The following is a 26757-nucleotide window of genomic DNA, read 5'->3' on the forward strand; positions in this document are numbered from 1 at the left end:
GGTGCACCCCCAGACCTGCCCCGACCTGCCCCGTCCGGCCCTATCCGGCCAGGCAGGACGGGCCGAGCAGCACCTTGAGGTCGCCGAAGAGGGCGGGGTCGGGCTGGACCCGGTGCCTGTCGAGACGCAGCACCGTGGTGGTCCGCGGCCCTTGGAGCTTGATCCGTACCTCGGTGTTGCCCTTGTGGTGGCGCAGGATCTCCCCCAGTCGGGTCACCATCGGCGGAGTGACCTTGACGGTGGGGATGGTGAGGACCACCGGGGCGTTGGTGCCGGCCGAGGAGAGGTCGGGGACCATCATCTCCATGGCGACCAGGCGGGGCACGTCCTCGCGCTTGTCGAGGCGGCCCTTGACGAAGACGACGGTGTCCTCGACCAGCTGGGTGGAGACGAGCTGGTAGGTCGCGGGGAAGAACATGCACTCGATGGAGCCGGCGAGGTCCTCGACGGTGGCGATGGCCCAGGCGTTGCCCTGCTTGGTCATCTTGCGCTGGAGGCCCGAGATGATGCCGCCGATGGTGACGACGGCGCCGTCCGAGTGCTCGCCGCCGGTCAGCTGGGAGATCCCGGCGTCCGTCTTGTCGGAGAGGACGTGCTCCAGGCCGAAGAGCGGGTGGTCGGAGACGTAGAGGCCGAGCATCTCGCGCTCCTGGGCGAGCAGGTAGGACTTCTCCCACTCGACGTCGGAGAACTCGACGTCGAGGCCGAAGCCCGGCTCGTCGCTCGCGCCCTCGTCGCCCATTCCGCCGAAGAGGTCGAACTGGCCCTCGGCCTCCTTGCGCTTGACCGCGACCACGTTGTCGATCATCGACTCGTGGTGGGCGACCAGGCCCTTGCGGGTGTGGCCCATCTCGTCGAAGGCGCCGGCCTTGATCAGCGACTCGACGGTCCGCTTGTTGCAGACGACGGCCTCGACCTTGTCCAGGAAGTCGGGGAAGGAGGAGAACTTCCCCTTGGCCTTCCTGGTCTTGATGATCGACTCGACGACGTTCTGGCCCACGTTGCGCACTGCGGTGAGGCCGAAGAGGATCACGTCGTCACCCTGGGCGGCGAAGTTCGGCTCGGACTCGTTCACGTTCGGCGGAAGGACCTTGATGCCCATCCGGCGGCACTCGTTCAGGTAGATCGCGGACTTGTCCTTGTCGTCCTTGACCGAGGTGAGCAGGCCGGCCATGTACTCGGCCGGGAAGTTCGCCTTGAGGTAGGCGGTCCAGTACGAGACCAGTCCGTACGCGGCCGAGTGCGCCTTGTTGAAGGCGTAGCCGGCGAAGGGGACCAGGACGTCCCACAGGGCCTGGATGGCCTGGTCGCTGTAGCCGTTCTTCTTGGCGCCCTCCTGGAAGATGACGAAGTTCTTCGCCAGCTCCTCGGGCTTCTTCTTGCCCATCACGCGGCGCAGGATGTCGGCCTCGCCGAGCGAGTACCCGGCGATGATCTGGGCGGCCTTCTGCACCTGCTCCTGGTACACGATCAGGCCGTAGGTGACCGCGAGCACCTCTTCGAGGGGCTCCTCCAGCTCCGGGTGGATCGGGGTGATCTCCTGCTGCTTGTTCTTGCGCAGGGCGTAGTTCGTGTGCGAGTTCATGCCCATCGGGCCCGGCCGGTACAGGGCCGAGACGGCGGAGATGTCCTCGAAGTTGTCGGGCTTCATCAGGCGCAGCAGCGAGCGCATGGGGCCGCCGTCGAACTGGAAGACGCCGAGGGTGTCACCGCGGCCGAGCAGTTCGAAGGTCTTGGGGTCGTCGAGCGGCAGGGCCAGGAGATCGATGTCGATCCCCTTGTTGGCCTTCACCATCTTGACGGCGTCGTCCATGATCGTGAGGTTGCGCAGGCCGAGGAAGTCCATCTTCAGCAGGCCGAGCGACTCGCAGCTCGGGTAGTCCCACTGGGTGATGGTGACGCCGTCGGTGTGCCGCACCCAGACGGGCACGTGGTCGGTGATCGTCTCGCTGGACATGATCACGCCGGCGGCGTGCACGCCCATCTGGCGGACCAGGCCCTCCACACCGCGGGCGGTGTCGATGACCTTCTTCACGTCGGGCTCGTTCTCGTACATCCCGCGGATCTCGCCGGCCTCGCCGTAGCGGGGGTGCGAGGGGTCGAGGATGCCGGAGAGCGGGATGCCCTTGCCGAGGACGTCGGCGGGCATGGCCTTGGTGAGCCGGTCGCCCATGGCGTACGGGTAGCCCAGCACGCGCGCGGAGTCCTTGATCGCGTTCTTGGCCTTGATCGTGCCGTACGTGCCGATCATGGCGACCTTGTCGGCGCCGTACTTCTCGGTCACGTACCGGATCACCTCGACGCGCCTGCGCTCGTCGAAGTCGATGTCGACATCGGGCATGGAGACGCGCTCGGGGTTCAGGAAGCGCTCGAAGATCAGGCCGTGGGTGAGCGGGTCGAGGTCGGTGATGCCCATGGCGTACGCGACGATCGAGCCTGCCGCGGAGCCTCGTCCCGGACCGACCGCGATGCCCTGGTTCTTGGCCCACATGATGAAGTCGGCGACCACGAGGAAGTAGCCGGGGAAGCCCATCGAGATGATCGTGTCCATCTCGTACTCGGCCTGCTTCATCCGGTCGTCCGGAATGCCTCCGGGGTAGCGGCGGTGCATGCCGCGCATGGTCTCCTCGCGGAACCAGGTGACCTCGGTGTAGCCGTCCGGGATGTCGAACTTCGGCATCAGGTTCCGGAACTTGAACATGCCCTCGGTGTCGATCTGGTCCGCGACCAGCTTCGTGTTGGCGCAGCCCTCCTGCCAGGCGTCCGAGGAGTCGATCGCGTACATCTCGTCGGTCGACTTCAGGTAGTAGCCGGTTCCGTCGAAGCGGAAGCGGTCCGGGTCCGAGAGGTTCTTGCCGGTCTGGATGCAGAGCAGGGCGTCGTGGGCGCCGGCCTCGCTCGCGTACGTGTAGTGCGAGTCGTTCGTCACCAGCGGCGGGATGCCGAGCTTCTTGCCGATCTCCAGCAGCCCGTCGCGGACCCGGCGCTCGATCTCGATGCCGTGGTCCATCAGCTCCAGGAAGTACCGGTCCTTGCCGAAGATGTCCTGGTACTCGGAGGCCGACTTCAGGGCCTCGTCGAACTGGCCGAGGCGCAGCCTGGTCTGGAGCTCGCCGGAGGGGCAGCCGGTGGAGGCGATCAGCCCCTCGGACCACTTGCTGATGGTCTCCTTGTCCATGCGCGGCCACTTGGTGAGCCAGCCCTCGGCATACGCGTCGGAGGAGAGCCGGAAGAGGTTGTGCAGGCCGGTGGCGTTCGACGCCCAGATCGTCTTGTGGGTGTAACCACCGGAACCGGAGACGTCGTCCCGCTTCTGGTGCGGCTGGCCCCACTGGATGCGGCGCTTGTTGCGCCGGGACTCGGGGGCGACGTACGCCTCGATGCCGATGATCGGCGTGATCCCGGCCTTCTGGGCGGTGTGGAAGAAGTCGTAGGCCCCGTGGAGGTTGCCGTGGTCGGACATGGCGATGTGCGTCATGCCCATCTCGTTGCACGCGTTGAACATGTCCTTCAGCCGCGCGGCACCGTCCAGCAGCGAGTACTGGGTGTGGACGTGCAGGTGCGTGAACGGCGGCTTGGTCACGGTGGGAGTCCTCCGGGGGGAGAGAGGGGCGGCAGCTCTGAATCCTACGTCTCCCGGGTGACACATCCGGGGCACCGACCGGTACCTTCATCCGTTGCAGAGCCAGAGAGGAAGGACACCTGTCCGAGCCCCTCCGGATCAGATACGTGATCGGCAAGCGATCCACCCCGCACCACCAGGAGGCACCGGCCATGGCGGTTCCCGAGACGACCGACGAGCAGCGCGCCGAGCAGATACTCGACGTCTTCGACACCGCGTTCGGTGAGCTCCTCGCCGCCGACCCCGCTGCCTTCCAGGTCAAATTCCGGAAGATGGCGGCTTCCGCCTTCGCCTTCTACCGGGGCACGGCCTGCCTCTTCTACGCGGACCTGGAGCGCGACCGCCACGGCGGCCCGTACCTGGACGAGCGGACCGGCCGGGTGTGGATCCACGGCGATCTCCACGCGGAGAACTTCGGCACGTACATGGACTCGAACGGCCGGCTGGTCTTCAACGTCAACGACTTCGACGAGGCCTACGTCGGCCCCTTCACCTGGGACCTCAAGCGGTTCGCCGCCTCCGTCGCCCTGATCGGCTACACCAAGGCTCTCAGCGACGACCAGATCAGCGAGCTCGTCCGCGTCTACGCGGGCGCCTACCGGGAGCGGATCCACCACTTGGCCGCCGGGGCCAAGAACGAGGAGGTGCCCTCCTTCACCCTCGACACGGCCGAGGGCCCGCTGCTGGACGCGCTGCGCTCGGCCCGCGCCCGCACCCGCTTCTCGCTCCTGGACTCGATGACGGAGATCCGCGACTTCGAGCGCCGCTTCACCCCGGGCCCGGGCACCATCGAACTGGACGCGGCCACCCGCTACAAGGTGCTCTCCGCCTTCGACGGGTACCTGGAGACCCTGCCCGACGAGTCGCTCGTACGGCCCGACTCCTACCGGGTCAAGGACGTCGTGGGCCGCCGTGGCGTCGGCATCGGCTCGGCCGGCCTGCCCTCGTACAACATCCTGCTGGAGGGGCACAGCGACGCCCTGGAGAACGACGTCGTGATCTACCTCAAGCAGGCGCAGACCCCGGCGGTCTCCCGGCACATCACCGACCGTGCGGTGCGGGAGTACTTCCAGCACGAGGGACACCGCACGGTGATCTCCCAGCGGGCGCTCCAGGCGCATGCCGACCCGTGGCTGGGCTGGACCGAGCTGGGCGGCTCGGGTCAGCTGGTGGCGGAGGTCTCCCCGTACGCGGTGGACCTGGACTGGTCGGACCTGGACGACCCGGAGGAGATCGCCGCCGTCGTCGCGGACCTCGGCCGGGCCACGGCGACCATGCACTCGGCGGCGGACGAGGCCGAGAGCGGCCACTCGCTGGTCCCCTTCTCCACCGAGCGGGCCATCGACGCAGCCATCGCGGCCGACGAGGAGGGCTTCGCCCGGCTGCTCGTGGACTTCGCCCACGCGTACGGGGCCCGGGCGCGCGCCGACCACCAGATCTTCGTGGACCTCTTCCGCAACGGCCGGCTCACGCCATAAGGGCGGGGTGATCCAGGCGGGAACGGGACCTGCGGGCCGCTTTCACAGGGACGCGTGGCAGACTCGCGGCGATGGACATATCAGGGGTGAGGCTACGAGGGCTGCGGGCCGCGCTGTTCAGCGCGCTCGTGGTGCTGCTCTCGGCGGGCTCACACGTCCTCATGTCCCGGGTGCCGCTGCCGCCCGCGCTGGCGGGCGGGGCCTTCGCCGCCGTGTTCACCGTCTCCTACGCGCTGGCGGGCCGCGAGCGCGGCTTCGGCCCGATCGCGGCGCTGCTCGTCCCGCTGGAGCTGGCCGCCGACACCGTCTTCACCGCCGGACAGCACGTCTGTTACGGCCCCGCCGGCGGCCCGGTCTCGGGCCCGCTGCGCGCCCTGGGCCTGGACGAGCTGTGCGGCGGGACGCCGGTGGGCGGGCCGCTGGCCGAGGTGGCCGGGCCCGCCGCCGATCCGGCCGCGCTGCTTTCGGCGCCCGGGCCGTGGGCGCCCTGGCTGCTGCTCGCCGCCCACGTCTCGGTCGGGCTGCTCGCCGCCGGCTGGCTCCACCACGGCGAACGGGCGCTGGCCCGGCTGCTGCGCGCGCTGGCCGCGTTCGCGTTCCGGCCGCTGCTGCTGACGGAGGCCGGGGCGCCGGTCGCCGCCGGCCCCGCGCGGCGGGCGCCGCGGCCGGTCCGGCCGGGCACGGTGGCCCGTACGCGCTTCCCCGCACACTCCGTGGGACGGCGGGGACCTCCCGTGCCGGGCGCGCTCGCGAGCGCCTGACGCACGTACGGCACCCCTGACACGTCACACCCCACGGAGATCATGATGAGTTCACGCAACAGCCAGGCCAACAAGGCGGCGGCCCGCGAGCGGCTGCGCGCCGAGCGCGAGGCGCAGGCGAAAAAGGACAAGGTGCGCCGCCAGGTGATCGTGGCGGGCGCGGTCCTCGCCGTACTCGCCCTGGCCGGCGGCGTCGGCTACGCGGTCGTGCAGTCCAACCAGCCCGGCCACTGGGAGAAGGCCGCCAAGGCCGCGCTGGTCAAGCCCAAGAACACCGAGGGCGAGGACGGCACCACGGTCGTCATCGGCAAGGCCGAGGCGAAGAAGACCCTGGAGCTGTACGAGGACTCCCGCTGCCCGGCCTGCGCCCAGTTCGAGCAGGCGGCCGGCGAGCAGGTCAAGAAGGACGTCGACGCGGGCAAGTACAAGCTCCAGTACTTCGGTGCCACCTTCATCGACAACATGGCCAAGGGCGAGGGGTCGAAGAACGCGCTGAGCGCGCTCGGCGCGGCGCTGAACGTCAGCCCGCAGGCCTTCCTCGACTACAAGGGCGCGCTCTACTCCAAGGACCTGCACCCCGAGGAGACCGTCGACAGCTTCGCCAAGGACGACTACCTGCTGAAGGTCGCGGACACCGTCCCGGCACTCAAGGGCAACGCCGAGTTCAAGAAGGCCGTCGAGGACGGCACCTACGACCGGTGGGCGCTGGAGATGTCCAAGGCCTTCAACAACTCCAGCGTGAAGGGCACGCCCACGCTGAAGATGGACGGCAAGAAGATCGACACCCCGCAGACGGCGGAGGCGTTCACGGCTGCGATCGACAAGGCTCTGCAGGGCTGAGCCCCTGCCGTTCCGGAGGCACATTTCCGGACAGGCCTGGCCAATGGGCGGGCGGACTCCCAGAGTTCGCCCGCCCGTTGCATTCCCGAGCCTGTTCCCACGCCCATACCCGTCAGTAATATGATCATCCGTGACCAGTCATCTCTCCTCTTCCGCTGCCGCGGCAACTCCTCGCCGCCGTACGGTCGTCCTCGCCGCCGCGGCCACGGCCACGCTGGCCCCCCTCACCTCGCTGGGTGCCTCGGCCGCCCATGCCGCCGCCGGCGCGCCGGCCTTCCTGCACGGCGTCGCCTCGGGTGACCCGCTGCCCGACGGGATCCTGCTGTGGACCCGGGTGACCCCCACCGCCGAGGCCGTGCCCGGTTCCGGCCTCGGCCCGGCCGTCCAGGTGGGCTGGGAGGTGGCCTCGGACAAGGCCTTCTCCCGGATCGTCGCGAGCGGCACCACCACCGCGAGCGCCGCCACCGACCACACGGTCAAGGTGGACGTGCGCGGGCTGCAGCCGCAGACCCCGTACTGGTACCGGTTCACCGCCGGCGCCACCGTCTCCCCCGCCGGGCGCACCCTGACCACCGCGGGCCACGACGTGACCACCGCCGGGGTCCGCTTCGGCGTGGTCTCCTGCGCGAACTGGGAGTCGGGCTACTTCTCCGCCTACCGGCACCTGGCCGCCCGTACCGACCTCGACGCGATCCTGCACCTCGGCGACTACATCTACGAGTACCAGACCGGGGGCTACCCGGAGTCGAAGTACGTCGTGCGCCAGCACGAGCCGAAGAACGAGATCGTCTCGCTCGCCGACTACCGCATCCGGCACGGCAAGTACAAGACGGACGCCGACCTCCAGGCGCTGCACCACGCGCACCCGGTCATCGCCATCTGGGACGACCACGAGTTCGCCAACGACGCCTGGGCGGGCGGCGCCGAGAACCACACGGCGGGCACCGAGGGCGAGTGGGCGGCCCGCGCGGCCGCCGCCAAGCAGGCGTACTTCGAGTGGATGCCCGTACGCACCTCCATCGCCGGCACCGTCTACCGGCGGCTGCGCTTCGGCACCCTCGCCGACCTGCACCTCCTCGACCTGCGCTCCTTCCGCTCGCAGCAGGTCAAGGTCGGCAGCGGATCGGTGGACGACCCGGAGCGCACCATCACCGGGCGCGCCCAGCTGGACTGGCTCAAGTCGGGCCTGGCGGGCTCGAACGCGACCTGGAAGCTGGTCGGCACCTCGGTGATGATCTCGCCGGTGGCCTTCGGCTCGCTGCCCGCGCACCTGCTGGGGCCGCTCGCCAAGCTGCTCGGCCTGCCCGAAGGCGGCATAGCGGTCAACGTGGACCAGTGGGACGGGTACACGGACGACCGCAAGGAGCTGCTGGGCCACCTCAAGGACCGGAACATCAAGAACACCGTGTTCCTGACCGGTGACATCCACATGGCCTGGGCGAACGAGGTCCCGGTGAACATGGCCACCTACCCCGGTTCGGGGACGGCGGCGACCGAGTTCGTGGTCACCTCGGTGACCTCCGACAACATCGACGACTTGCTGCACGTACCGGAGAACACCGCCTCGCTGGTCGCCGAGTCGGCCATCAAGGCCGCCAACTGGCACGTGAAGTGGCTGGACATGGACGCGCACGGATACGGCGTGCTCGACGTCACGGCCGAGCGCTCGCAGATGGACTACTACGTGGTCTCCGACAAGCGCCGCCAGGACGCCACCTCCGCGTGGGCCCGCTCGTACCGCACGCTGAACGGCACCCAGAAGGTGGAACGGGCCGACCGACCGGTTCGCTGACAGACCGTCAAATTTGCTGTTTCGAGGGGCTCCTGGTGCAGACCAGGAGCCCCTCGTGCGTCAGAAGCAACAAATCTTTTACGTAAGGGTCTTGACCGGATAATGACATGAACACATAAGCTTCGCGCCATCCGAGGAGATCCCTCGGCCTGAAACCCCCCCACCGCGAGGAGCACTCGTGCGCGCTGTTGCCCGCATATCCCCCCTTCTCCGCCGCCGCCTGATGGGCACGGCGGTCCTGGCCGGAACCCTGGCGTTCTCCCCGCTCGCCGCCCCCACGACGATCGCCGCCGCCAAGTCCCCCGCCGAGGCGTGCGCCGACTCGGGCGCCACCGGAGCCCCCGCCAACGCCCGTGTCGCGCGCCCCGCCGACCAGCACGCGGCCGAGCCCAACGAGGTCACCGACACCCAGGCGAAGGCCATGGACGCCGACCTCAAGGCGAAGCTGGACAAGGCCCTCAAGAACCAGCCGCAGCGCAGCCTGCGTGCCGCCGAGGCCGTCACGACGATCCCCGTGTACTTCCACGTCGTGCACTCCGGCAACACCGGAAAGCTGTCGGCCACCCAGATCGACAGCCAGCTCGCGGTCCTCAACGCGGCCTACGGCGGCCAGGGCACCGGCAACGTGAACACCAACTACCAGTTCACCCTCGCCGCGACCGACTACACGGACAACGCCTCCTGGTACAACCTGGCCGACGGCTCCCAGGCCGAGAAGGACATGAAGAACACCCTGCGCAAGGGCGGCCCCGGCGCACTCAACTTCTACACCGCCAACCTGTCGGGCGGCCTGCTCGGCTGGGCGACCTTCCCGACCTCGTACGCCTCCAGCCCCAAGATGGACGGCGTGGTCGTGCTCGACACCTCGCTGCCGGGCGGCTCTTCCGCCAACTACAACGAGGGTGACACCGCGACCCACGAGGTCGGCCACTGGATGGGGCTGTACCACACCTTCCAGGGCGGCTGCAACGGCAACGGCGACTACGTCTCGGACACCCCGGCCGAGAAGACCGCGGCGTACGAGTGCCCGACCGGCCGCGACTCCTGCGCCAGCAAGTCCGGCGTGGACCCGATCCACAACTTCATGGACTACACGTACGACTCCTGCATGTACCAGTTCACGGCCGGCCAGGTCGCCCGCATGACGAGCAGCTGGACCGCCTACCGGGCCGGCTGACCCTCACTCAGGTCCCGACTGCTCTAACCTGGCGCCATGAGCGCGCCGGGGGACGTGATCGACGGACGGTTCGAGCTGGTTGAAAAGCTCGGCAGCGGAGGTATGGGCACGGTCTGGCGAGCGCTGGACCGTGCCCTGCACCGTGATGTGGCCGTCAAGGAGGTCCGGCCTCCCGTCGGCCACGAAGCGGGCGAGCCCGCGCGGCTGCTGCGCGCACGCGTACTGCGCGAGGCCCGCGCCCAGGCCCGGATCAGCCACCCCAACGTGGTCACCATCCACCACATCGTGGACGAGGACCCGCACCCGTGGCTGGTGATGGAGCTGCTGCCCGGCCACTCCCTCCAGCACCGGCTGGACCGGGGCCCGCTGGAACCGGCCGAGACCGCCCGCATCGGCCGCGAGGTCCTCGCCGGACTCCGCGCGGTCCACGCCGCCGGGATCCGCCACCGCGACGTGAAACCCGCCAACATCCTGCTACGGGCGGACGGTTCCGCGGTCCTGACCGACTTCGGCATCGCCGCCGTCCAGGACGCACCCTCGCTGACCCCGGCCGGGGACGTCATCGGGACCCCCGAATACCTGGCGCCCGAACGCATCCGCGGCGCCGATCTGCCCGCCTCCGACCTGTGGTCGCTCGGCGTGACGCTGTACGTGTGCGTCGAGGGCGTCAGCCCGATGCGCCGCGCCACCAGCCTGGCCACGCTGGCCGCCGTCCTGGACGATCCCGTCCCGCCGCCGCGCAGGGCCGGCGCCCTGGGCCCCGTACTGGCGGACCTGTTGGTCCGCGATCCGGCCGCCCGGCCCGCCCCCGAGGAACTGGACGCGCGGCTCGCGGCGGTCGCCGGCGGCGCGTCGGCCCCTTCCGCCCCGTCAGCCCCTTCGGCCCCGCCTCCCGCACCGCGGGACCGGGTTCCCCCGCCGCGGCGCCCGGCCTCCGGCGGCCGCTTCGGTCCGCCGCCCGCGCTGCCCCCGAGACCGGCACCCCGCGGCTGAACGGGCGCCGTCCTACAGGGTGTCGAGGAAACCGATCGCGACCTTCCAGGCCTGCTCGGCGGCCTCGGCGTCGTAGTCCTCCAGCCCCGGGTCGGTGAACAGGTGCCCGGCGCCCGGGTAACTGTGGACCTCCACATCGACCCCCGCCCGCTGCATCCGCAGGTACCAGGCCGTCAGCCAGTCGTGGGGCTCGAAGGGGTCCGGGTCCGCGATGTGCAGCTGCACGGGCAGTTCGTCGACCGAGGCGTCGTCCGCGACGTCGGCCGTGCCGTGCAGGAGCAGCAGCCCGCGCGCCTTGTCGTCGGCCAGCGCCAGGTGCTGCGCGACGGAACCGCCGAAGGAGAAGCCGGCGTAGACCAGGCCCTGGTCGGAATAAGGGGCCGAGGCCAGCACCGCGCGCTTGAGCAGCTCGTCACGGCCGATCTCGTCCTGGTGGGCCATGCCCTCCTCGACGGTCTCGAAGGTGCGCCCATCGAAGAGATCCGGTACCTGGACCTGGTGCCCGGCCGCGCGCAGCCGGTCGGCCGCCGCGTGCACCGCGGGCCGCAGCCCGTACGTCGAATGGAAAAGCATGATGTTCATGCCTCCATCGTGCCAGTTTGCGCAGGCCCCTTCCGGTTACGTTCCTACCCATGGAAATGGAGACCGTCCTGCGCCCCGTCACGGTCGTCGGCGGCACGCTGGTCATCACGCTGGTCGCCGGATGGATGCTGGACCTGCTGCTGCGCCGGGCCGACGCCCGGCACAGCGAGACCCCCCTGTGGGGTCTGCTGCGCCGCTGCCGTCTGCCGTTCCAGGTCGTGCTCTGCACCTCTCTGCTCAGAGCGGCCTACCGCAAAGCCGGGATCCTGCCCGATCACGCCTTCACCGTCGGCCGGACCCTCACCCTGGTGCTGATCGCCTCCGTGGCCTGGCTGGCGGTGCGCGTCGCGACCGCCGCCGTCGACTCCACGTACGCGCGCTACGCCGCGGTGACCCAGGACGACGCCCGGGTCCGCCGGGTCCGCACCCAGGTCACGCTGATCCACCGGGTGGTCACCGCGGTCGTCGTCGTGGTCGCGGCGGCGGCCATGCTCCTGACCTTCCCGCCGATGCGTACGGTCGGCGCCTCGATGCTGGCGTCCGCGGGTGTGCTCGGCATCGTCGCGGGCATCGCCGCCCAGTCCTCGCTGAGCAACCTCTTCGCCGGCCTCCAGATCGCCTTCGGCGACACCGTCCGCATCGGCGACACGGTGGTGGTCGACAAGGAGTGGGGCAAGGTCGAGGAGATCACCCTGACGTTCCTGACCGTCCGCACCTGGGACGAGCGGCGGATCACGATGCCTGTGTCGTATTTCACGAGCAAGCCGTACGAGAACTGGTCGCGCGGCGGCGCTCAGATGACCGGGACGATCTTCTGGCACCTGGACCACAGCGCCCCCCTCGACCTCATGCGGGAGCAGCTCCGACACATTCTTGAGGACATCCCGGAGTGGGACGCCCGCGGCTCCAGCCTGGTTGTGACCGATACCACACCGCATACGGTCCAGGTCCGCGCGGTGGTCACGGCGAAGGACGCGGACGACCTGTGGACGGTCCGCTGCGCGGTCCGCGAGCGCCTGATCACCTGGCTGGTGACGCACCACCCGTACGCCCTGCCCCGCATCGCGGCCTCCGAGGCCGTTCCGCGCCCGGAGGCCTGAGGCCCGGCCCGGGCGGATCCCCGGGACCCGGCGGGTCGGCCGGAACAGGGCCCCCGCCCCCGGGACCGGCCTCCGCCGTCAGCTCCGCTCCGTGCGCCCGCGCGATCCGCCGCGCCATGGCCGGCCCCAGCCCGTACCCGGCGCCGAGGGCTCCATCGGCCTGCGCCGCACCTCGGAGTGGACCGCGCCCCGGACCGCTGCCAGGTCTGGTCCCCGGCGCACCGGGGCCCGGTACGCCTAGGAGCCGCGCAGGCTCCGTACGTCCAGATGCCGCAGCACCCGGTCCACGATCTCCGGATCGGCGCCGGGTTCGCTGCGCGCCGCCAGCACCTCGTGGCGGGCGGCCGACATCATCTCGCGCTGGATCCGCTGGACGTCCCGGATCCGCTCCACCCGCTGCGCGTACGCCTCCCGCCGCTCCTCGTCGACCATGTCGGGGCTGATGCGGGCACCCACGTCGTACGCGCGCCGGTACAGCGTCTCCACCAGGTCCTCCGGCAGCTCCTCCGCCTCCTCGATCTCCTTCAGCCGCCGCTTCGCGGCCTTCGCGGCGCGGATCGCCAGCTGCCGCTCGGTCTCCCGCTCCGCGTCCGTGTCGGATTCGACCCCCAGCCGCCGTACCAGCGACGGCAGGGTCAGCCCTTGCAGGACCAGCGTCGCCATGATCACGGCGAAGGCGATGAAGATGATCTGGTCCCGCGCGGGGAAGGGCTCACCCGCATCCGTTCGCAAGGGGATGGCGAGGGCCAGAGCCACCGAGGCCACCCCCCGCATCCCGGCCCACCACATGACCACGCTCTCCCGCCAGCTCAGCGGGATCTCCTCGTCGTAGTCGCGCCGCTTGTGCAGCTTCTGCGCGAGCCAGCCCGCCGGGAGCAGCCACACCAGCCGTACCCCGACCACCACCGCGATCACGGCCGCCGCCCAAGCGCTCACCTCCGCCTCACGACCGCCCGCCGCGGCGAACACGTTGTGCAGCTCCAGCCCGATCAGCCCGAACGCCACGCCCGTGACCAGCATGTCGACGACTTCCCAGAAGGTGTGCCCGGCGAGCCGCCCCAGCACGTCGTCGGCGTCGTTCGCGTACTCGGCGAGGAACAGGGCCGTCGTCAGGACGGCCAGCACCCCCGATCCGTGGAGTTCCTCCGCCACCACGTACGACACGAACGGCACCAGCAGCGTCAGCCCGATCTGGAGCGTGGCGTCGCCGAGCCGCCCCATGAGCCGGCCGGTCGCCCAGCCGAGGGCCAGTCCGACCACCACGGCGACGACGGCGGACAGGACGAACTCCCCGAGCGCGTCGGGCCAGGAGAAGCTGCCGCTGACGACCGCGCCGATGGCCACGTGGTAGAGCACGATGGCGGTGACGTCGTTGAAGAGGCCCTCGCCCTCCAGGATCGACACCATCCGGCGGGGCAGGCCGAGCGAGCCCGCGACGGCGGTGGCGGCCACCGGGTCGGGCGGGGCGACCAGCGCGCCGAGCGCGACGGCGGCGGCGATCGGCAGCCCCGGCACCACGGCGTGCGCGACGGCGGCCACGGCGGCGGTCGTGACGAACACCAGGGCCACGGCGAGCAGCAGGATCGGCCGGACGTTGGCGGCGAACTGCCGCCAGGAGGTGCGCTGCACGGAGGCGTACAACAGCGGCGGCAGCACCAGCGGCAGGATGAACTCGGGCGGGATGTCGACGTCGGGCACGAACGGCGGCAGCGCCAGGACCACCCCGCCGATGGTCATGAGTACGGGCGCGGGCAGCCCGAGCCGGTCCCCGAGCGGCACGGTGACCACGGCCCCGAGCAGCAGCACGAACAGCAGAGCAAGCTGATCCACTCCCCCACCCTGCCAGCCCGCTGCGCTCGGCCTGCGCGGTGAGGGGCGCGCCCCGCCGTGTCGGGCTCCGCCCGGCCCCTACGGCGGCTCCGCGCCCGCGGCGGCGCCCCGGTCCTTGATCCGCGCGGGCCCGGCCTCGGGGCGGACGGCTACGGGAGGGTGCGCCGCATCGAGCGGTGCGGGATGCCCGCGTCCTTGAACTCCGGGCCGTAGGCCTCGTAGCCGAGCCGCTCGTAGAAGCCGAGCGCATGCGTCTGCGCGCCCAGGTCCACGGCCGCGAGGCCGAGCCGCACCGCCTCCGCCTCGATCGCGCGCACCAGGGCGACACCCACGCGCAGCCCGCGCGCGGACTTCCGTACGGCCAGCCGGCCCAGCGAGCCGACCGTCAGGTCACCCGTCTTGGCCAGCACGCCGGGCCCGTGGAGCAGGCGCCCCGTGCCGAGCGGCACCCCGTCCGGCCCGACGGCCAGTACGTGCACCGCGTCCGCGTCGTACGCGTCGTACTCGATCGACTCCGGGACGGACTGTTCAACCACGAACACCTCGGTCCGGACCTCGAAGCAGGCCGCCATGTCGGCCTCGCCGACGGCGACCCGGACCTCGACGGGAGTGGTCACTCGCTCTCCGCCCGGATCACGTCCAGCGCGTGCTGGAGGTCGGCCGGGTAGTTGCTCTCGAACTCGACCCACTGCCCGTCCGACGGGTGCTCGAAGCCGAGCCGCACGGCGTGCAGCCACTGGCGGGTCAGCCCCAGCCGCTTGGCGACGGTCGGGTCGGCGCCGTAGGTCAGGTCGCCGACGCAGGGGTGCCGGTGCGCGGACATGTGCACGCGGATCTGGTGCGTACGGCCGGTCTCCAGCTTGATGTCCAGCAGCGAGGCGGCGCGGAAGGCCTCGATCAGGTCGTAGTGCGTGACGGAGGCCTTGCCCTCCTGGGTCACGGCCCACTTGTAGTCCGCGCTCGGGTGCCGGCCGATCGGCGCGTCGATCGTGCCGCTCATCGGGTCGGGGTGCCCCTGGACCAGCGCGTGGTAGCGCTTGTCGACGATCCGCTCGCGGAACTGGTTCTTCAGCGAGGTGTAGGCGCGCTCCGACTTCGCGACGGCCATCAGGCCGGACGTGCCGACGTCGAGGCGGTGCACGATGCCCTGGCGCTCGGCCGCGCCGGAGGTGGAGATCCGGTAGCCGGCCGCGGCGAGGCCGCCGATGACCGTGGTGCCGGTCCAGCCGGGGCTCGGGTGGGCGGCGACGCCAACCGGCTTCATGATGACGACGATGTCGTCGTCGTCATGGACGATCTCCATGCCCGGGACGGGCTCGGCGACGACCTCGACCGGCCGCGGCGGGGCCGGCATCTCCACTTCGAGCCAGGCGCCGCCGTGCACACGCTCGGACTTCCCGACGACGCTGCCGTCGACCGCCACCTTCCCCGCGGCCGCGAGTTCGGCCGCCTTCGTCCGGGAAAAACCGAACATACGGGCGATGGCGGCGTCGACGCGCTCGCCCTCGAGGCCATCGGGAACGGGCAGGGTGCGGATCTCGGGAATCGTACTCACCCGTCGAGTATGCAGGACTCGGCAGAAGAGCATTCCCGCGATCAGTCCTTGTGGACGGTCCCGTCCGGGTCCAGACCCTTGAACGACAGCAGGACGATCAGGATGCCGCCGCACACGATCGCCGAGTCGGCGAGGTTGAAGACGGCGAAGTGGGCCGGGGCGATGAAGTCGACGACCGCGCCCTGGAACACACCCGGCGAACGGAAGATCCGGTCGGTGAGGTTGCCCAGCGCGCCGCCCAGCAGCAGGCCCAGCGCGATCGCCCACGGCAGGCTGTAGAGCTTGCGCGCCAGCCGCACGATCACCACGATCACGGTGGCCGCGATGCAGGTGAAGATGATCGTGAAGGCCTCGCCGAAGCCGAAGGCGGCGCCGGGGTTGCGGATCGCCTCGAACCTCAGCAGGTCGCCGATGAGCTCGATCGGCGGCCGGTGCTCCAGCTTCGCCACGACCAGCATCTTGCTGCCGAGGTCCAGCAGGTACGCGAGCACCGCCACCACGAGCAGTGCCACGATCCGCCGACGCCCCTTGGGCGCGGCGGACTCAGGCTCGGCGTCGTCCCCGACCTCCGGCGTACCGATGATGCGCTCCGCCTCTGCCACGTGAGTCCCTCGAACTAGCTCGAACCAGGTTGAGACACGAGGGTACGTCAGGGCACCCGCGGACCGCCCGCCCGAGGCCCACCGGAAGCCCGCCCGGGGCTCCCGGACACGGGCTAGTGCCGCCGCTCCTGCTTCTGCTTGCAGTCCACGCACAGCGTGGCCCGCGGGAAGGCCTGCATCCTGGCCTTGCCGATGGGCTGCCCGCAGTTCTCGCAGAGGCCGTACGTGCCCGCCTCCAGCCGTTCCAGGGCCCGCTCGGTCTGCTCCAGCATCGAGGTGGCGTTCGCCGCCAGGGCCAGCTCGGACTCCCGGGTGATGTTCTTGGTGCCCGTGTCGGCCTGGTCGTCGCCCGCGCCGTCGCCCGAATCCCGCATGAGGCCGGAGATGGCCACCTCCGAGGCGTCGAGCTCCGCGCGCAGCCGCAGCACCTCGCTCATCAGCTCGCTGCGGGCCTCATCGACCTCCGTGGGCGTCCAGGGGTCCTCCCCGGGCCGTACGGCGAGGTCGCCGGGCGCGGTGGCCGCCGTGACCCTCACCTTGGGCAGCCCGCTGGTCGCGGCCGCGGCCGTCTTCCTCGCCGTACCGGTGCTCTTCTTGGCAACCACTTTGCGGACTCCCGTCTTCTTCGCGGCCTGCGCCGCCCCCTCGGCCCCGGCCGGCTTGGCCGTGGCCTGCCGCTTCGCGACGGCAGTCGTCTTCTTCACGGCGGTCGCCCTGACGGCGTCCGTCGCCTTCTTCGCGGTCGCCTTCTCGGCGGTCGCCTTCGCCGTGGCCGTGGCCGTGGCCGTGGCCGTCTTCGTCGCGGTCGCTTTCGTCGTGGTCGCCTTCTTCGTCGTCGCCTTCTTCGTGCTCGCCTTCTTCGTGGCCGCCCTCCCGGCGGTCGCCTTCCCGGCCGGTACCGCGTCGACGGGGGTCGCCCCGGCGGCGCCCGCCCTCCCGGTCGGCGCCTTCTTCGCCGGTGCCTCGGCCAGTGCCTTCCCGGCAGTACCGGCGGTCTTCTTCGCCACCATGGCCGCGGCCCCTTCACATACTGTGATCTTTGCTCGCGATTCGTGCCGGAACGATAAATCGGCACCGGCCCCGCAGCAACGGGGCACGCATCCCGCGAGGTCAACCTGCATCCGTTGTGCCCATCCGGAAGCCCCGTAACCCGCCCCACCCGCCCCACGCGAGTCCGTACCGGCGCGTCGGCCCATTCGGGTCACGCGAGCGGCCCTGCCGCGCCCCCGCCACGCCGTGCCGCGGGGCCCCGCGCGGGCCCCCGTAAACCGGTCTGCCGTGCGCCCCCCGGCCCCGTACACTGGGCCCAGCGAGAGGCATGGATGGGGACGAGTAGCGTCGGACGCAGCCACGAGCGACCCGGGGACGGTGAGAGCCCGGGGGCGAGCGCGATGTGAAGGATCACCCCGGAGCCGCCGGAAGAAAGCGCGCACGGACGCCCGCAGGGTCCCGTACGGCGAGTAGAACCGGCTTCGCACCCCAATGAGGGGGCCACCGGACCCGTCCGGAGGCCAAGGAGGGTGGTACCGCGGGAGCAGCAGCGCTCTCGTCCCTCCGGACGGAAGTGACACCCCGCCGGAGGAAGAGTTCAGCCTCATGACCACACCGCCGCAGTACCGCCCGGTCCCCGCCCAGGTCGACCTGCCTGCCCTGGAGCACGCAGTCCTCGACTTCTGGCGCGAGAGCAAGACCTTCGCCAAGACCCTGGAGCAGTCCGAGGGCCGCCCCGAGTGGGTCTTCTACGAGGGCCCGCCGACCGCGAACGGCATGCCCGGCGCGCACCACATCGAGGCCCGCGTCTTCAAGGACGTCTTCCCCCGGTTCCGCACCATGCGCGGCTACCACGTGGCCCGCAAGGCCGGCTGGGACTGCCACGGCCTGCCCGTCGAGCTCGCCGTCGAGAAGGAGCTCGGCTTCAACGGCAAGCAGGACATCGAGGCCTACGGCATCGCCGAGTTCAACGCGAAGTGCCGCGAGTCCGTGACCCGGCACACCGACGCGTTCACCGAGCTCACGACCCGCATGGGCTACTGGGTCGACCTGGACGACGCCTACCGGACCATGGACCCCGAGTACGTCGAGTCCGTGTGGTGGTCGCTGAAGGAGATCTTCAACAAGGGCCTGCTCACCCAGGACCACCGCGTCGCCCCGTGGTGCCCCCGCTGCGGCACCGGCCTGTCCGACCACGAGCTGGCCCAGGGCTACGAGACGGTCGTCGACCCCTCGGTCTTCGTCCGCTTCCCGCTGACCTCCGGCCCGCTGGCCGGCCAGGCCGCGCTGCTGGTCTGGACGACGACGCCCTGGACCCTGGTCTCGAACACCGCCGTCGCCGCGCACCCGGACGTCACGTACGTGGTGGCCACCAACGGTGAAGAGAAGCTCGTCGTCGCCCAGCCGCTGCTGGAGAAGGCCCTCGGTGAGGGCTGGGAGGCCACCGGCGAGTCCTTCACGGGCGAGGAGATGGAGCGCTGGACGTACGAGCGCCCCTTCGACCTGGTCGAATTCCCGGCCCCGGCCCACTACGTCGTGAACGCCGAGTACGTCACGACCGAGGACGGTACGGGTCTGGTCCACCAGTCCCCCGCCTTCGGCGCCGACGACCTCGCGGTCTGCCGCGCGTACGGCCTGCCCGTCGTGAACCCGGTCCGCCCCGACGGCACCTTCGAGGAGGACGTCCCGCTGGTCGGCGGCGTCTTCTTCAAGAAGGCCGACGAGAAGCTGACCGCCGACCTCGACGCGCGCGGCCGGCTCTTCAAGCACATCGCCTACGAGCACAGCTACCCGCACTGCTGGCGCTGCCACACGGCCCTGCTCTACTACGCGCAGCCGTCCTGGTACATCCGCACCACCGCCGTCAAGGACGCGATGCTGCGGGAGAACGAGAAGACCAACTGGTTCCCGGACTCCGTCAAGCAGGGCCGCTTCGGCGACTGGCTGAACAACAACATCGACTGGGCGCTGTCGCGCAACCGCTACTGGGGCACCCCGCTGCCGATCTGGCGCTGTGAGGAGAACCACCTCACCTGCGTCGGCTCGCGCGCGGAGCTGAGCGAGCTGTCCGGGCAGGACCAGTCCGCCCTGGACCCGCACCGCCCGTACATCGACGACGTCACCTTCACCTGCACCGCCCAGGGCTGCTCACTGACCGCGGTCCGCGTGCCCGAGGTCATCGACGCCTGGTACGACTCGGGCTCGATGCCGTTCGCGCAGTGGGGCTACCCGTACAAGAACAAGGAGATCTTCGAGAAGCGCTACCCGGCGCAGTTCATCTCGGAGGCCATCGACCAGACGCGCGGCTGGTTCTACACGCTGATGGCGGTCGGCACCCTCGTCTTCGACAAGTCCTCCTACGAGAACGTGGTCTGCCTGGGCCACATCCTCGCCGAGGACGGCCGCAAGATGTCCAAGCACCTGGGCAACATCCTCCAGCCGATCCCGCTCATGGACCAGCACGGCGCGGACGCGGTGCGCTGGTTCATGGCGGCCGGCGGCTCCCCGTGGGCGGCCCGCCGCGTGGGCCACGGCACGATCCAGGAGGTCGTCCGCAAGACCCTCCTCACGTACTGGAACACGGTCGCCTTCCAGGCCCTGTACGCCCGTACGTCGAGCTGGGCCCCCTCCGCGGCCGACCCGGCGCCGGCGGACCGCACGGTCCTGGACCGCTGGCTGCTCTCCGAGCTCCACAGCCTCGTCACCGAGGTCACCGACGCGATGGAGTCGTACGACACCCAGCGCGCGGGCAAGCTGCTGTCCTCCTTCGTGGACGACCTGTCGAACTGGTACGTCCGGCGCTCCCGCCGCCGCTTCTGGCAGGGCGACGCGGCCGCGCTCCGCACCCTGCACGACGTGGTCGAGACCGTCACCCGCCTCATGGCGCCGCTGACGCCCTTCATCACGGAGCGGGTCTGGCAGGACATGGTCGTCCCGGTCACCCCGGAGGCCCCGGAGTCGGTGCACCTGTCGTCCTGGCCGGAGGCGGACGCCTCCCAGGTCGACCGGACCCTGTCCCGGCAGATGCTGCTGGTCCGCCGCCTGGTCGAGCTGGGCCGGGCGACGCGGGCCGAGTCGGGCGTGAAGACCCGCCAGCCGCTGTCGCGTGCGCTGGTGGCCGCGAACGGCTTCTCCGCCCTCTCGCCGGAGCTGCAGTCGCAGATCACGGAGGAGCTGAACGTCTCCTCCCTGGCCTCGCTCTCCGAGGTCGGCGGGTCACTGGTGGACACCACGGCGAAGGCGAACTTCCGGGTGCTGGGCAAGCGCTTCGGCAAGGGCGTGCAGGACGTGGCGAAGGCGGTGGCCGCGGCCGACGCGGCGGCCCTGTCGCTGGCGCTGCGCTCGGGCGAGGCCTCGGTGGAGGTGAACGGGGAGCAGGTCACCCTCACCCCGGAGGAGGTCATCATCACGGAGACCCCGCGCGAGGGCTGGTCGGTGGCGTCCGACTCGGGCGCGACGGTGGCCCTGGACCTGGAGATCACCCCGGAGCTGCGGCTGGCGGGCCTGGCGCGTGACGCGATCCGCCTGATCCAGGAGGCCCGGAAGAACTCCGGCCTCGACGTGGCCGACCGCATCGCGCTGCGCTGGACCTCCGAGTCCCCGGAGGTCGTGACGGCCCTGACGGACCACGCGGCCCTCATCGCGGACGAGGTCCTGTCCACGGACTACGCGCAGGGCCCGGCCGACGACGCGTACGGCGAGCCCTTCACGGACGAGTCCCTGTCCCTGACGTTCCGCCTCCGCAAGGCGTAACACAGGCCCCGAACGGCCCGTACCTCCCCTGACCGGGAGGTACGGGCCGTTCGTTTTCACGGACCTCACACGGTCACGGACCTCACACGCCGGGACGGCTCACGGCACGGCGCTCCGCGCCCGCGCCTCAAACGCCGGCGGGGCTGAAGTTGCGCTCCGCCCGATCCAGCCCCACCGGGCACGTCCACCCCGGGCACATCCAGCCCTGCCAGCCGCAATCCGTCCTCCCGGCACGTCCACCCCGGGCACGTCCACCCCGCTGGGGGTGACTCCAGCCCTGCCAGCCGCAATCCGTCCTCCCGGCACGTCCAGCCTGCCGGACACGTCCAGCGCCGCCGGGCACGATTCAGCCCCGCCGGCGATTGAGGCGCGGGGGTCCGGGGGCAGAGCCCCCCGCCCCGCAGCGGCGCCGCAGCCGGGTACGCGAACGGGCCGGGCCCGGGTTCCGATAGGAACCCGGGCCCGGCCCGTAAAGCGACTGCCGACAGGCGCGGCGGCGCCTAGTTGTCGTCCTCGTCGATCAGGAAGCCCCGCATGGGAGACGGCGCCTGCTGCATCGGCTGCGGCGCGGCAGGCCGCACCGGAGCCATCGGCTGGGTCATCGCCGGGGACATCTGCTGCTGGCCGCCGTACGACGGGCCTGCGCCCATCGGGGAGGGGCCGCCCATGGGGGACGGGCCACCCATCGAGGGACCGCCCATGGAGTGGCCCATGGCACCGGCCGGAGCCATCGAAGGCGACGGCGAGGGCGGCAGCGCGGGACCGGCGGGCCCACGCGGCGGGGCCAGGGAGTCGTCGGCCTGGGTCTCCAGCTGACGCAGCTGCGACTCCAGGTAAGACTTCAGGCGCGTACGGTACTCACGCTCGAAGCCCCGCAGGTCCTCGACCTTGCGCTCCAGCGTGGCGCGGGCGGACTCCAGGGAGCCCATCGCGACGCGGTGCTTCTCCTGCGCGTCCCGCTCCAGCGCGTCGGCCTTGGCGCGGGCGTCCCGCTCCAGGCCCTCGGCGCGCGAACGGGCCTCGCCGACGATCTTGTTGGCCTCGGAACGGGCCTCCGCGATCGCCTGGTCGGCGGTCTGCTGCGCCAGCGACAGGACACGGGCGGCGCTGTCGCCACCGGGACCCTGCTGCGGGAGCTGCTGCGGCTGCTGCTGGTGCATCTGCTGGCCCATGGGCTGCATCTGCTGGCCCATCGGCTGCATCTGCTGGCCCATGGGCTGCATCTGCTGGCCGAGCGGGTTCTGGCCACCCATGGACTGCTGACCCATGCCCTGCGGGCCACCCATGGGGTGCTGCTGCATGGGGCCGCCCATCGGGCCCGGACCCTGCGGTCCGTGTCCACCGGGGCCGGCGGGCAGCTGCGGCTGGCCGCCCGGCAGCTGCGGCGGGCCCATCTGCGGCTGCTGCTGCTGCTGCGGCGGGCCGGATATGGCTGCGGGCACGGGGGCACCGGGGCCGCGCTGGTCCTGGGGCTCCGGCTTGCGCATGCCCTGCTGCTGCTGGTTCTGCGCGGCGGCACGCGTGGCGGCGGCCAGCTTCGCGCGCAGGTCCTCGTTCTCGCGCAGCAGGCGCGTCAGCTCGGACTCGACCTCGTCGAGGAAGGCATCGACCTCGTCCTCGTCATAGCCTTCTCGCAGGCGGACGGTCGTGAACTGCTTGTTCCGCACGTCCTCGGGAGTCAGCGGCATGTCTTCTTCACCTCTACGTAGTCGTCGGCAGTCGGCAAGACCGTATCGGGACCGTCCCCGCGCGCGCGGAGAAGTTCATCGTTCACACGCTTCTCGCAGCGGTGCTCACGAAACTGATGAGGATGTAAACGATGATCATCAGAACGAAGAAGGACAGGTCGAGTGCCACGCCCCCGAGACGCAACGGCGGAATGAAACGCCGGAGAAGCTTGAGCGGTGGATCGGTGACAGTGTAGGTGGCCTCCAGAACGACCACCATCGCCTTGCCGGGCGTCCATGAACGTGCGAACTGGAACACGTAGTCCATGACCAGTCGGAAGATCAGCACGATCAGGAAGCACATCAGCGCGATGTAGACCACTTGCAGTGCGACGCCCATCCCGCGCTTCCCTCTCCCCGTTTCTCGCTCTGTTCCCGGTCCCGTGTCTGACGGATCGGTCTAGCTTTGGTTGAAGAACCCGCCCTCCGCGATGCGGGCCTTGTCCTCCGCCGTGACATCGACGTTAGCAGGCGACAGCAGGAACACCTTCTGTGTCACTCGTTCAATACTGCCGTGCAGGCCGAAGACGAGACCGGCGGCGAAGTCCACGAGACGCTTCGCATCCGTGTCGTCCATCTCCGTGAGATTCATGATCACCGGAGTGCCCTCACGGAAGTGTTCCCCGATGGTACGGGCCTCGTTGTAGGTCCGGGGGTGCAGCGTCGTGATGCGGTACGGCTCCCGCTCGGAGACGACCTTGGGCATGATCACGGGGGCGTTCTTCTCCAGGTTGGTGCGGTCAGGTGTGATGGACGCCACGGGGGCAATTCGCGCAGGACGTGCGTTTTCCACCGGGATTGGGATGGGTTCCCGCTGCGCCGGCGGCTGTGCGACTCGTACAGGTTCGTCCGTTTCGGGCGTTTGATGCACGGGTTGCCGGCGATCCCGGTCCCGATCCCGGGCCCGCTCCGGTTCCGGCTCGGGCTCGAACTCGTCGTCGGGGTCGTACCCCGGGTTGTCGTACCGGTCGTCCTCCACGAGGCCGAGGTAGACCGCCATCTTGCGCATCGCGCCGGCCATTCTCCGAGTCCTCCGCTCTGTGGTGGATCGCCCTGTCGCAGGTGCCGCTGTGTCACGAATGTCACCAACTGCCCGCGATCCACGTGGTCTGCCCGCCCATCAGCGGTAATGACCATATTTTCTGCTGTGGTCCGACTTTCTTGGCGACGTTACCCGAGCCGGGGTCTCGCGCCGAGTACCGCAGTGCCGACGCGTACATGTGTCGCACCGGCCGCAACGGCCTGTTCCAGATCCGCGCTCATCCCGGCCGACACCATCGTGGCAGCCGGATGGTCCGCGCGCAGGCGGGATGACAATTCCACCAGCCGCTCGAAAGCGGCCTGTTCGCGTCCCGCGTACGGACCGGACAGCGGGGCGACGGTCATGAGGCCGTCGATCCGCAGTCCCGGCGCCCCCGCGACGAGGTCCGCCAACTCCGCGAGCTGCTCCGGCGCCGCCCCGCCCCGGGCCCCCCGCTCGCCCGACTCGGCATCGAGGGCGATCTGCACGAGGCAGCCGATTTCCCGGCCGGCGCTCGAAGCGGCCGCAGAGAGGGCGGTCACGAGCTTCGGACGGTCGACGGACTGCACGACATGCGCGTATCCCGCCACGGAACGGACTTTGTTCGTCTGCAACTGGCCGACGAAGTGCCAGCTGAGTGGCAGATCCGCGCAGGCCGCCGCCTTGGGGGCCGCATCCTGGTCGCGATTCTCCGCAACATGACGGACGCCCAGCTCCGCCAGCAGTCGTACGTCGCTCGCGGGATAGGTCTTGGTGACCACGATGAGCGTCACCGATTCCCGCTCGCGTCCCGCGGCCGCGCAGGCGGACGCGATGCGTTCCTCCACCCGCTCCAGGTTCTCCGCGAGTTCCGACTTACGGTCCGTCATTTCCTATTCCAACCAGACATATCCGGCAAGCCGCCCGGTCACCCGGTCGCGGCGGTACGAGAAGTGGTCCCGCGACTCCAGTGTGCAGACCGCCGACCGGAGACTTCCGGTCACCCCCGCCTCCGCGAGCTGGGCGTGCACCCCGGCGACCACGTCGACAGCCGGTGTCCCCCAGCTCGTCTCGGCCCGGGCGGCCGGAACCACTTCGGATACCGCGTCCCGCATCTCGGCGGGCACCTCGTAGCACCGCCCGCAGACGGCCGGTCCGGTACGGGCGACGATCCGCCCCGGCTCGGCCCCGAGGGCGACCATCGCCTCGACCGCGGCGGGGACCACCCCCGCGACCAGGCCGGGCCGGCCCGCGTGGGCGGCGCCCGCGACCCCGGCGACGGGGTCGGCCAGCAGGACCGGCGTGCAGTCCGCGGTGAGCACGGCGAGGGCCAGGCCCCGACGGGCGGTCACCACCGCGTCCACCGAGGGGATCCCGGCCTCCGCGTTCCAAGGACCGTGGACCACCGCCACGTCCCGGCCGTGCACCTGGTTCATCCAGACCACCAGGTCCGGATCGAGTCCCAGGGACCGGGCCGCGCGCGCCCGGTTCGCGAGAACGGCGGCCGGGTCGTCTCCGACCGCGCCGCCGAGGTTGAGCTCTTCGTACGGAACGGCGCTCACCCCGCCCCACCGGTCGGTGAAGGCGAAGTGGGCGCCGCCCACGTGGTGCTGCTCCGGTGTCACTTCAAGAAGTCCGGGACATCCAGTTCCTCGGCCGGGCTGTCCTGGTACGGCCGGGCCGTCGGGACCTGCGGCGCGGAGGCCTGGGCCTCGACAGGAACCTCCACCGGGGCCGGGGGGTCCTCGCGGGGGGTGACCGTACCCAGGCCGCCGAAGGCCGGGCGGACCGGCTCGGCCGCGCGGACCGGCGCCGGGGCCGGCTCCTCGCGCTTCGTGGACGCGGCGCCGATGACGTTGTCCCGGCGGGCCGGGGGCTGTCCGCCGTCGAAGCCGGCGGCGATGACGGTGACCCGTACCTCGTCGCCGAGCGCGTCGTCGATGACGGCGCCGAAGATGATGTTCGCCTCGGGGTGCGCGGCCTCGCTCACCAGCTGCGCGGCCTCGTTGATCTCGAAGAGACCGAGGTCCGAGCCACCGGAGATGGAGAGCAGCACGCCGCGGGCGCCGTCGATGGACGCCTCCAGCAGCGGCGAGGAGATCGCCATCTCGGCCGCGGCCACCGCGCGGTCGTCGCCGCGGGCCGAGCCGATGCCCATCAGGGCCGAGCCCGCCTCGGACATCACGGACTTGACGTCGGCGAAGTCGAGGTTGATCAGACCCGGGGTGGTGATGAGGTCGGTGATGCCCTGGACGCCCGAGAGCAGGACCTGGTCGGCCGACTTGAAGGCGTCGAGCACGCTGACCTGGCGGTCCGAGATGGACAGCAGCCGGTCGTTGGGGATGACGATGAGGGTGTCGACCTCTTCGCGGAGCTCGGCGATGCCGTCCTCCGCCTGGTTCGCGCGGCGCCGGCCCTCGAAGGTGAACGGCCGGGTGACCACACCGATCGTCAGGGCGCCGAGCGAGCGCGCGATGTTGGCGACCACGGGTGCGCCGCCGGTGCCGGTGCCGCCGCCCTCACCGGCGGTGACGAAGACCATGTCGGCCCCCTTGAGGACCTCCTCGATCTCCTCGCGGTGGTCCTCTGCCGCCTTGCGACCGACGGCCGGATTGGCGCCGGCGCCGAGGCCCCGGGTGAGTTCACGGCCGACGTCGAGCTTGACGTCGGCGTCGCTCATCAACAGCGCCTGGGCGTCCGTGTTGATGGCGATGAACTCGACGCCCTTGAGACCGACCTCGATCATTCGGTTGATGGCATTGACACCACCGCCGCCGACACCGATGACCTTGATGACTGCGAGGTAGTTCTGCGGTGCTGCCACGTCGAAGGCCTCTCGCCTCGATTACGTGTCGTCGCCTCGCGGCCTGCGTTGCGACGACTGATGCCGAAATGGGGACGGTCCGAACGCGCCGACCCGAACCCTCACCCTGAAGTTTAGGGTTAGGGGTATGT

Annotated in this window: 20 protein-coding genes and 1 pseudogene; 8 read left to right on the forward strand and 13 right to left on the reverse strand. The window is 70.6% G+C overall.

The window, feature by feature from the left end; genetic code table 11:
* Positions 1 to 40 precede the first annotated feature (40 nt).
* Entirely contained in the window at positions 41 to 3583 is a 3543-nt protein-coding gene (dnaE, locus tag ACFYOB_RS05110) for a DNA polymerase III subunit alpha (protein WP_388554683.1), read from the reverse strand.
* A gap of 191 nt (positions 3584 to 3774) precedes the next feature.
* Here dnaE and ACFYOB_RS05115 point away from each other — a divergent pair, with 191 nt between their 5' ends.
* From ACFYOB_RS05115 to ACFYOB_RS05140, 6 genes and pseudogenes are all read left to right on the forward strand, one after another.
* The gene (locus ACFYOB_RS05115) at positions 3775 to 5100 is read left to right on the forward strand and encodes a DUF2252 domain-containing protein (RefSeq protein WP_388555565.1); all 1326 of its coding nucleotides are present in this window, start codon (positions 3775 to 3777) and stop codon (positions 5098 to 5100) included.
* Between the two features lie 71 nt (positions 5101 to 5171).
* Entirely contained in the window at positions 5172 to 5861 is a 690-nt protein-coding gene (locus ACFYOB_RS05120) for a hypothetical protein (RefSeq protein ID WP_388554685.1), read from the forward strand.
* A 45-nt stretch (positions 5862 to 5906) separates the two neighbouring features.
* On the forward strand, positions 5907 to 6701 hold the full coding sequence (locus ACFYOB_RS05125; protein WP_388554687.1) for a DsbA family protein: 795 nt from the start codon (positions 5907 to 5909) through the stop codon (positions 6699 to 6701).
* 130 nt (positions 6702 to 6831) lie between these two features.
* The gene (locus tag ACFYOB_RS05130) at positions 6832 to 8493 is read left to right on the forward strand and encodes an alkaline phosphatase D family protein (protein ID WP_388554689.1); all 1662 of its coding nucleotides are present in this window, start codon (positions 6832 to 6834) and stop codon (positions 8491 to 8493) included.
* A gap of 223 nt (positions 8494 to 8716) precedes the next feature.
* Positions 8717 to 9670, forward strand: a complete 954-nt coding sequence (locus ACFYOB_RS05135) for a zinc metalloprotease (RefSeq protein ID WP_388555568.1) — start codon at positions 8717 to 8719, stop codon at positions 9668 to 9670.
* 36 nt (positions 9671 to 9706) lie between these two features.
* A pseudogene (locus tag ACFYOB_RS05140) lies at positions 9707 to 10654 on the forward strand (serine/threonine-protein kinase); the annotation flags it as partial.
* Between the two features lie 21 nt (positions 10655 to 10675).
* On the opposite strand, the gene ACFYOB_RS05145 reads toward ACFYOB_RS05140, so the two are convergent.
* Positions 10676 to 11245, reverse strand: coding sequence for a dienelactone hydrolase family protein (locus tag ACFYOB_RS05145; RefSeq protein WP_388554691.1), 570 nt, complete (start codon positions 11243 to 11245; stop codon positions 10676 to 10678).
* A 56-nt stretch (positions 11246 to 11301) separates the two neighbouring features.
* Here ACFYOB_RS05145 and ACFYOB_RS05150 point away from each other — a divergent pair, with 56 nt between their 5' ends.
* On the forward strand, positions 11302 to 12345 hold the full coding sequence (locus ACFYOB_RS05150; RefSeq protein WP_388555571.1) for a mechanosensitive ion channel family protein: 1044 nt from the start codon (positions 11302 to 11304) through the stop codon (positions 12343 to 12345).
* A gap of 237 nt (positions 12346 to 12582) precedes the next feature.
* Here ACFYOB_RS05150 and ACFYOB_RS05155 read toward each other — a convergent pair whose 3' ends face one another.
* The 5 genes from ACFYOB_RS05155 to ACFYOB_RS05175 all read right to left on the reverse strand — a co-directional run bounded on the left by ACFYOB_RS05155 (position 12583) and on the right by ACFYOB_RS05175 (position 17342).
* Entirely contained in the window at positions 12583 to 14175 is a 1593-nt protein-coding gene (locus tag ACFYOB_RS05155) for a Na+/H+ antiporter (protein ID WP_388554694.1), read from the reverse strand.
* 149 nt (positions 14176 to 14324) lie between these two features.
* A complete protein-coding gene (locus ACFYOB_RS05160; RefSeq protein WP_388555574.1) occupies positions 14325 to 14747 on the reverse strand; it encodes a GNAT family N-acetyltransferase in 423 nt (140 codons plus the stop codon).
* Positions 14748 to 14788: 41 nt separating this feature from the next.
* Positions 14789 to 15730 carry an RluA family pseudouridine synthase gene (locus tag ACFYOB_RS05165; RefSeq protein ID WP_388554696.1) on the reverse strand — a complete coding sequence of 314 codons (942 nt, stop codon included), beginning with the start codon at positions 15728 to 15730 and terminating at the stop codon, positions 14789 to 14791.
* A 41-nt stretch (positions 15731 to 15771) separates the two neighbouring features.
* Positions 15772 to 16332: a signal peptidase II gene (lspA, locus tag ACFYOB_RS05170; RefSeq protein WP_388554699.1), complete on the reverse strand. Its 561-nt coding sequence runs from the start codon at positions 16330 to 16332 to the stop codon at positions 15772 to 15774.
* Positions 16333 to 16445: 113 nt separating this feature from the next.
* On the reverse strand, positions 16446 to 17342 hold the full coding sequence (locus tag ACFYOB_RS05175; protein ID WP_388554702.1) for a TraR/DksA family transcriptional regulator: 897 nt from the start codon (positions 17340 to 17342) through the stop codon (positions 16446 to 16448).
* Positions 17343 to 17928: 586 nt separating this feature from the next.
* Here ACFYOB_RS05175 and ileS point away from each other — a divergent pair.
* The gene (ileS, locus tag ACFYOB_RS05180) at positions 17929 to 21075 is read left to right on the forward strand and encodes an isoleucine--tRNA ligase (RefSeq protein ID WP_388554704.1); all 3147 of its coding nucleotides are present in this window, start codon (positions 17929 to 17931) and stop codon (positions 21073 to 21075) included.
* A 500-nt stretch (positions 21076 to 21575) separates the two neighbouring features.
* Here ileS and ACFYOB_RS05185 read toward each other — a convergent pair whose 3' ends face one another.
* The 6 genes from ACFYOB_RS05185 to ftsZ form a co-directional block, all read right to left on the reverse strand.
* Positions 21576 to 22763: a DivIVA domain-containing protein gene (locus ACFYOB_RS05185; RefSeq protein WP_388554707.1), complete on the reverse strand. Its 1188-nt coding sequence runs from the start codon at positions 22761 to 22763 to the stop codon at positions 21576 to 21578.
* Positions 22764 to 22845: 82 nt separating this feature from the next.
* Positions 22846 to 23142, reverse strand: coding sequence for a YggT family protein (locus ACFYOB_RS05190; protein WP_030155988.1), 297 nt, complete (start codon positions 23140 to 23142; stop codon positions 22846 to 22848).
* A 60-nt stretch (positions 23143 to 23202) separates the two neighbouring features.
* Positions 23203 to 23823: a cell division protein SepF gene (locus ACFYOB_RS05195; protein ID WP_388554711.1), complete on the reverse strand. Its 621-nt coding sequence runs from the start codon at positions 23821 to 23823 to the stop codon at positions 23203 to 23205.
* A 149-nt stretch (positions 23824 to 23972) separates the two neighbouring features.
* Positions 23973 to 24692 (reverse strand): YggS family pyridoxal phosphate-dependent enzyme, encoded by a 720-nt coding sequence (locus tag ACFYOB_RS05200; RefSeq protein WP_388554714.1) that lies wholly within the window; start codon positions 24690 to 24692, stop codon positions 23973 to 23975.
* A 3-nt stretch (positions 24693 to 24695) separates the two neighbouring features.
* Positions 24696 to 25427, reverse strand: a complete 732-nt coding sequence (pgeF, locus tag ACFYOB_RS05205; RefSeq protein WP_388554717.1) for a peptidoglycan editing factor PgeF — start codon at positions 25425 to 25427, stop codon at positions 24696 to 24698.
* Positions 25424 to 26626, reverse strand: a complete 1203-nt coding sequence (gene ftsZ, locus ACFYOB_RS05210; RefSeq protein WP_388554720.1) for a cell division protein FtsZ — start codon at positions 26624 to 26626, stop codon at positions 25424 to 25426. The genes pgeF and ftsZ overlap by 4 nt, the downstream gene beginning before the upstream one ends.
* Between the last annotated feature and the right edge of the window lie 131 nt (positions 26627 to 26757).

Source organism: Streptomyces sp. NPDC006463, from assembly GCF_042870715.1.
In the GTDB taxonomy this organism is placed as follows: Bacteria; Actinomycetota; Actinomycetes; order Streptomycetales; family Streptomycetaceae; genus Streptomyces.